At 67.4% G+C, this 4624-nt stretch carries 7 protein-coding genes; all 7 read right to left on the bottom strand.

The features are described 5' to 3' along the window. A partial coding sequence (locus tag AC1DU6_RS20760; protein ID WP_477859271.1) for a glycosyltransferase family 32 protein occupies window positions 1-484 on the bottom strand: 484 nt, incomplete at its 3' end. Further along, window positions 485-1348 (bottom strand): Kdo hydroxylase KdoO, encoded by an 864-nt coding sequence (locus AC1DU6_RS20765; RefSeq protein ID WP_056202097.1) that lies wholly within the window; start codon window positions 1346-1348, stop codon window positions 485-487. A 10-nt stretch (window positions 1349-1358) separates the two neighbouring features. After that, complete coding sequence (locus AC1DU6_RS20770) at window positions 1359-2099, bottom strand: glycosyltransferase (protein ID WP_457324759.1); 741 nt, start codon at window positions 2097-2099, stop codon at window positions 1359-1361. Window positions 2100-2262: 163 nt separating this feature from the next. Continuing rightward, window positions 2263-3408, bottom strand: a complete 1146-nt coding sequence (gene lapB, locus AC1DU6_RS20775) for a lipopolysaccharide assembly protein LapB (protein ID WP_457390102.1) — start codon at window positions 3406-3408, stop codon at window positions 2263-2265. Continuing rightward, entirely contained in the window at window positions 3398-3697 is a 300-nt protein-coding gene (locus AC1DU6_RS20780) for a LapA family protein (RefSeq protein WP_056202107.1), read from the bottom strand. Before AC1DU6_RS20780 ends, lapB begins: the two co-directional genes overlap by 11 nt. 26 nt (window positions 3698-3723) lie before the next feature. Next, window positions 3724-4023 (bottom strand): integration host factor subunit beta, encoded by a 300-nt coding sequence (locus tag AC1DU6_RS20785; protein WP_056202110.1) that lies wholly within the window; start codon window positions 4021-4023, stop codon window positions 3724-3726. Between the two features lie 118 nt (window positions 4024-4141). Next, a partial coding sequence (locus AC1DU6_RS20790) for a S1 RNA-binding domain-containing protein (RefSeq protein ID WP_477859275.1) occupies window positions 4142-4624 on the bottom strand: 483 nt, incomplete at its 5' end.

Raw genomic sequence — 4624 nt, forward strand, 5'->3', positions numbered from 1 at the left:
CAGGCCGGGTTGTGTAGCGGTCGATGTAGAAGCCGACATAGTCCGCGGCGCGGCGCCGGCGCGTCTCGTGCAGCCAGCCCAAGTCGCGGCTCAGCAGCATGGAGGCGTCCATCCAGACACCGCCGTGCCGCGCCAGCAGCTGGACGCGCAGCCAGTCGGCCTGGCGGTGGGGCGGCATCTCGTCGAAATCGGTTCGCAGCGCGGGCAGCCATTGCGAGACGCTGGTGCGGTCCAGCAGGCGCAGTTGGTGGTCGGGCGCGAAGCGGCGCCAGTTGGCCAGGCAGTCCTGGATGAAGGCCGGCGCCGGGCTGGGCTGCCAGTAGGTCCAGATGATCCTGGGAATCTCGTCCTGGCAGAGCGGCGCGTTGTCGCCCACCATGATGGCGCGGGTCTGCGTCGGTACGCGGGCCCTCAGCACGGTGGCCAGTTCGCGCAGGAACAGGCCGGCGACGATGAGGACGATGCCCGTGGACAACCAGGGCATTCAGGTCAGCCGGCGGTCTAGCTGGCGCTCAAGGATGGCGAGGGGGCTGGCCGTGCGGTCCACCTGGGCCTCGGCCGGCAAGTGCAGGGTCTGTTCCATCATGAACTGGCCGGACATGACCGCATGCGACGTCTGGTCGGAATAGCAGACCCAGGTCGAGCCAGGCGGGAAGGGCATCTCGACCTGCGGGCTGCTGCGCTGGTAGTCCAGGTCGCCCTTCATGCCGTCGTGCAACTGCAGCATCAGGTGGTCGTATTCGGTGCGCAGCGACTTGGTCACGTGCAGCGCCTTCAGGGCCTTGGCCTGCCAGGCCACATAAGGCTTGGCGCGTGGCACGAAGCGCCGGGCGATGTCCTCGAAGGCCTCGCCGACGCGCCAGACGCGCGGCTCGCCGTTGGGGTTGAGGTTGGTGAACACACGCAGAATGCGCTCGCCGCGGTTGGGGCGCGAGGGGAAGGCGTCCACATGCAGGCGGCGGTCATCAGCGCGCCAGGACTGCACGCGCGACTCGACCTGCATGGGCCGATAGCTCGTGGGTGCCAGGCGCAGCGCCGGCTTGTAGGTTGGCGCGATTGCGTCGATCAGCGAGCAGGCGCGGGCGCGGAAACGCCCGATCATGGCTGCCAGCCTTGCCCGCTCTTCGCCCTGCACGGCGGCGCCAGCGAGCACGCCGTCAAGGCGCAGGCTGATGTTGCGTGCCTTCTCGTCACGCACGTCGGGGCGCAGCAGCCCGGCTTCTTCTGAAGTCAGCTCGAAGCGCAGCTCGGGGAAGAACARCACCCGACCGGCTTCCAGGTCGGGCACGAGACCATGCCTGGGCGAGGTCCAGTCGCGGCTGTCGACAGTGACGATGCGGTTGTCCATGCCCCTGGCCTCATTCACGCCAATGATCGGCGATCCACTTTGCCGGGCGGGCGTGACGCCAGTTGCCTTCCGAGCGGCCGACCAGCGCATCGGGTGGGTTCATCACGCCGTGGAAGACCAGCACGCGCGCGCCGGCCGGAATGAAGGGGTCGCGCCAGAAGCTGGTGGGCCACATCGGCAGGCAGTGGTACTTGTAGCTGGCACACCAGTCCGTGGGCCAGTAGCCCAGCTTGCCCTGGTCGTGCAGGAAATGGCTGAGATATTCCTGCTCGTTGCGGTACTTGGCGCGCACCTCGTCCTGGTGGGCGATGAAGTGGGCCAGCACGTCGGCGTGGGCGCCGATGCGGAAACGGTAGACCGAGGAGTTGCCCGTCACGCGCCAGGGGCGCTTCCAGTCCTTGATGATGAGGAAGTCGCCGGGCACAGCGAAGAATTCGGTCAGGTCGCCGACGATGACGACGTCCAGGTCCAGGAACAGGGCCGTGCCCTTCAGGCCGAAGAGGTCGGCCTGGTAGGTGCCGAGCTTTTTCCAGCCGCCATCGCGCTTGCCTTGGCTGGCGTGCGTCTCGGGCAGCGGCAGGCTTTCGACCTCGGAGCGGATGCCGTTGGCGTCATCGGTGAAGCAGACGAAGCGGAAGGAGCCGCGCAGGTGGCGCGCGGCCATGCCGTACAGGCGGTTGACGTACTCGGGGCCGTACTTGGTGCCCCACTTCATGCAGATGACGAAGCGGTCTTCGGCTGCGCTGCTCATTTCAGTTGTTCCATAGTCATTGCGGGCCGAGCGCCGGGCCGCTCCCAAGCCGGCCCGCGCTGGCGATGTGCTTGCCGGTCAATCCGGCAAGCATCGCCGTCCCCCCGGGGGACCGGTCAGGCGCACCGCGTTCAGCGGTGTGCGGCTGGGCGAGGGGCTTCATCTACGCGAGTTCCTCAATGGGTTGCGGCGGATAGCTGTCCCAGTTGAGGCAGGCCGGGCATTGCCAGAAGTAGTGGGCGGCCTCGAAGCCGCAGGCGGCGCAGCGATAGCGCTGCAGCGGCTTGGCGGCCTTTTCCAGCGTCTGGATCATGGGAGCGGCCTCGTCGGCGGGCAACGCGCCGGCATTGAGCTTGAGCAGCTCCGTGGCGGCCGACAGGGCCGGCTGCTCGCGCAGATGGGCCGCGAGGCGCTCACGTTGGGGGCCAGGCTGCAGGCCTGCCAGTGCGCGCAGCAAATGCATGCTGGGCGAGCGGTGGTATTGCTCGCTGATCAGCGCGATGGCGCGCTCGGGCTGGCCCAGAGACTTGGCGGCGGCGGCGCAGTCGGCTGCAACGAGGTTGAAGGCCGGCGGATTGGCTGCGAGCAGCTTGGTGAAGGCGGCAAGCGCGGCTTCGGCCTGGCCGGCCTTCAGCAGCATCTGGCCCTGCAGCACATAGGCGCGGGCCGCTTCGGGCGCGCGGCGCTGCGCCTGTTCAAGCAGGGAGGGCACCAGGTCGATATGCCCCTGGGACTGGGCGACCAGGGCCTGCTCGCAGAGGTAATGCGCGATACGACCGGAGAAGGAGCCCGTACCTGCGGCTTCCAGTTCTGCGGCAACCTCGGCGGCCTTGGCCCAGTCGCGCGAACGCTCGTACAGCGACAAGAGGGCCAGGCGCGCCTCACGCTCGAAGGCGGTACCGCGCAGTTCGGCATAGGCCGCCTCGGCGCGGTCGAACAGGCCGGCCTTGAAGAAGTCCTGGGCCAGTTCGTGCTGGGCGCGATCGCGGTCGGTCTTGGGCAGGTCGCCGCGGCGCAACAAGTGCTCGTGCACGCGCACGGCGCGCTCCGTCTCGCCACGGCGGCGGAACAGGCTGCCCAGGGCGAAGTGCAGCTCGGAGGTGTCGGGGTCGTTCTGGACGGCCTCGATGAAGGCATCGATGGCCTTGTCCTGCTGTTCGTTCAGCAGCAGGTTCAGACCCTTGAAATAGGCCTTGGGCGAATCACGCTGTTCCAGCTTCCACTGCTTGGAGTCGAGCTTGGAGGCCAGCCAGCCGAGGACGAAGACGACGGGCAGGACAAAGAGCAGCCAGCGCGGATCAAACTCCATCTTGGTGAGCGGCGTAAGGGGCTGCGGGGACTTCGGGTGTGGGTTGGGGCATGCCGGGCAGGGGTTCGACGCGTTGGGCGGCGCGGCGGTGGCGCCACCAGGCGGGCACCATGGCCAGCACGCCAAAGGCGGCGCCGAAGCCAAAGGCCAGCAGCACGATGATGACCTGCGGCGCGCGCCACTCGTGGCCGAAGAACCAGCGCACGACGGCTTCGTGGCTGTTGTTCAGCGCGAAGGCAAACAGTGTGAAGAAGAGCAGGGCTCGCAGGAGCCAGACGAGGGTGCGCATGGCCCGGGATTCTGACTCAGGCGGGGTCAGGCGTCCGTCACAGGAAGATGCTTGTCGACAGCCTCGCGCAGCGCCTTGCCGGGCTTGAAATGAGGAGCCAGTTTCTCGGGGATCATGACCTGCTCGCCGCTGCGCGGGTTGCGGCCCACGCGCGGCGGGCGGCGGCTGATGGAGAAGCTGCCAAAGCCGCGGATCTCGATGCGGTGGCCGCGCGCGAGAGCGTCGCTCATCGCGTCGAGGATGGTCTTGACCGCGAACTCTGTGTCCCGCTGGGTCAGTTGGCCAAATCGTTCGGCGAGCACGGCGACGAGGTCGGAGCGGGTCATAAGCGAGGCGGCTTGTCTCTTGAAATTGAAACAGGCCCGCTGGCGAGGCCGGCGAGCCTGTGGGGAGCATACCCGGCCTCCAGCAATTCGCTAGAGGACCGGGCAGTTCAAACAGGGCTTAATTGCCCTGGTTGTCCAGCTTGGCGCGCAGCAGGGCGCCCAGGCTGGTGGTGCCGGCGTTTTCACGCTCGCTCGACTGGCTCAGGCGCGTCATGGCTTCCTGGTTGTCGGCGTTGTCCTTGGCCTTGATGGACAGCTGGATGTTGCGGGTCTTGCGGTCGATGTTGACGACGACGGCGGTGACTTCGTCGCCTTCCTTCAGCACGTTGCGGGCGTCTTCCACGCGGTCGCGGGAGATTTCCGAAGCGCGCAGATAGGCCATCACACCGTCAGCCAGCTCGATCTCGGCGCCGCGCGGGTCGACGGTCTTGACGATGCCGGTCACCGAAGCGCCACGGTCATTGATCGTGGTGTAGGCGGTGAAGGGATCGCTGTCCAGCTGCTTGATGCCCAGCGAGATACGCTCGCGCTCGACGTCCACGGCCAGCACGACGGCTTCGACTTCCTGGCCCTTCTTGAAGTTGCGAACGGCGGTTTCGCC

The sequence above is a fragment of the Roseateles sp. P5_B10 genome, from assembly GCF_056400485.1.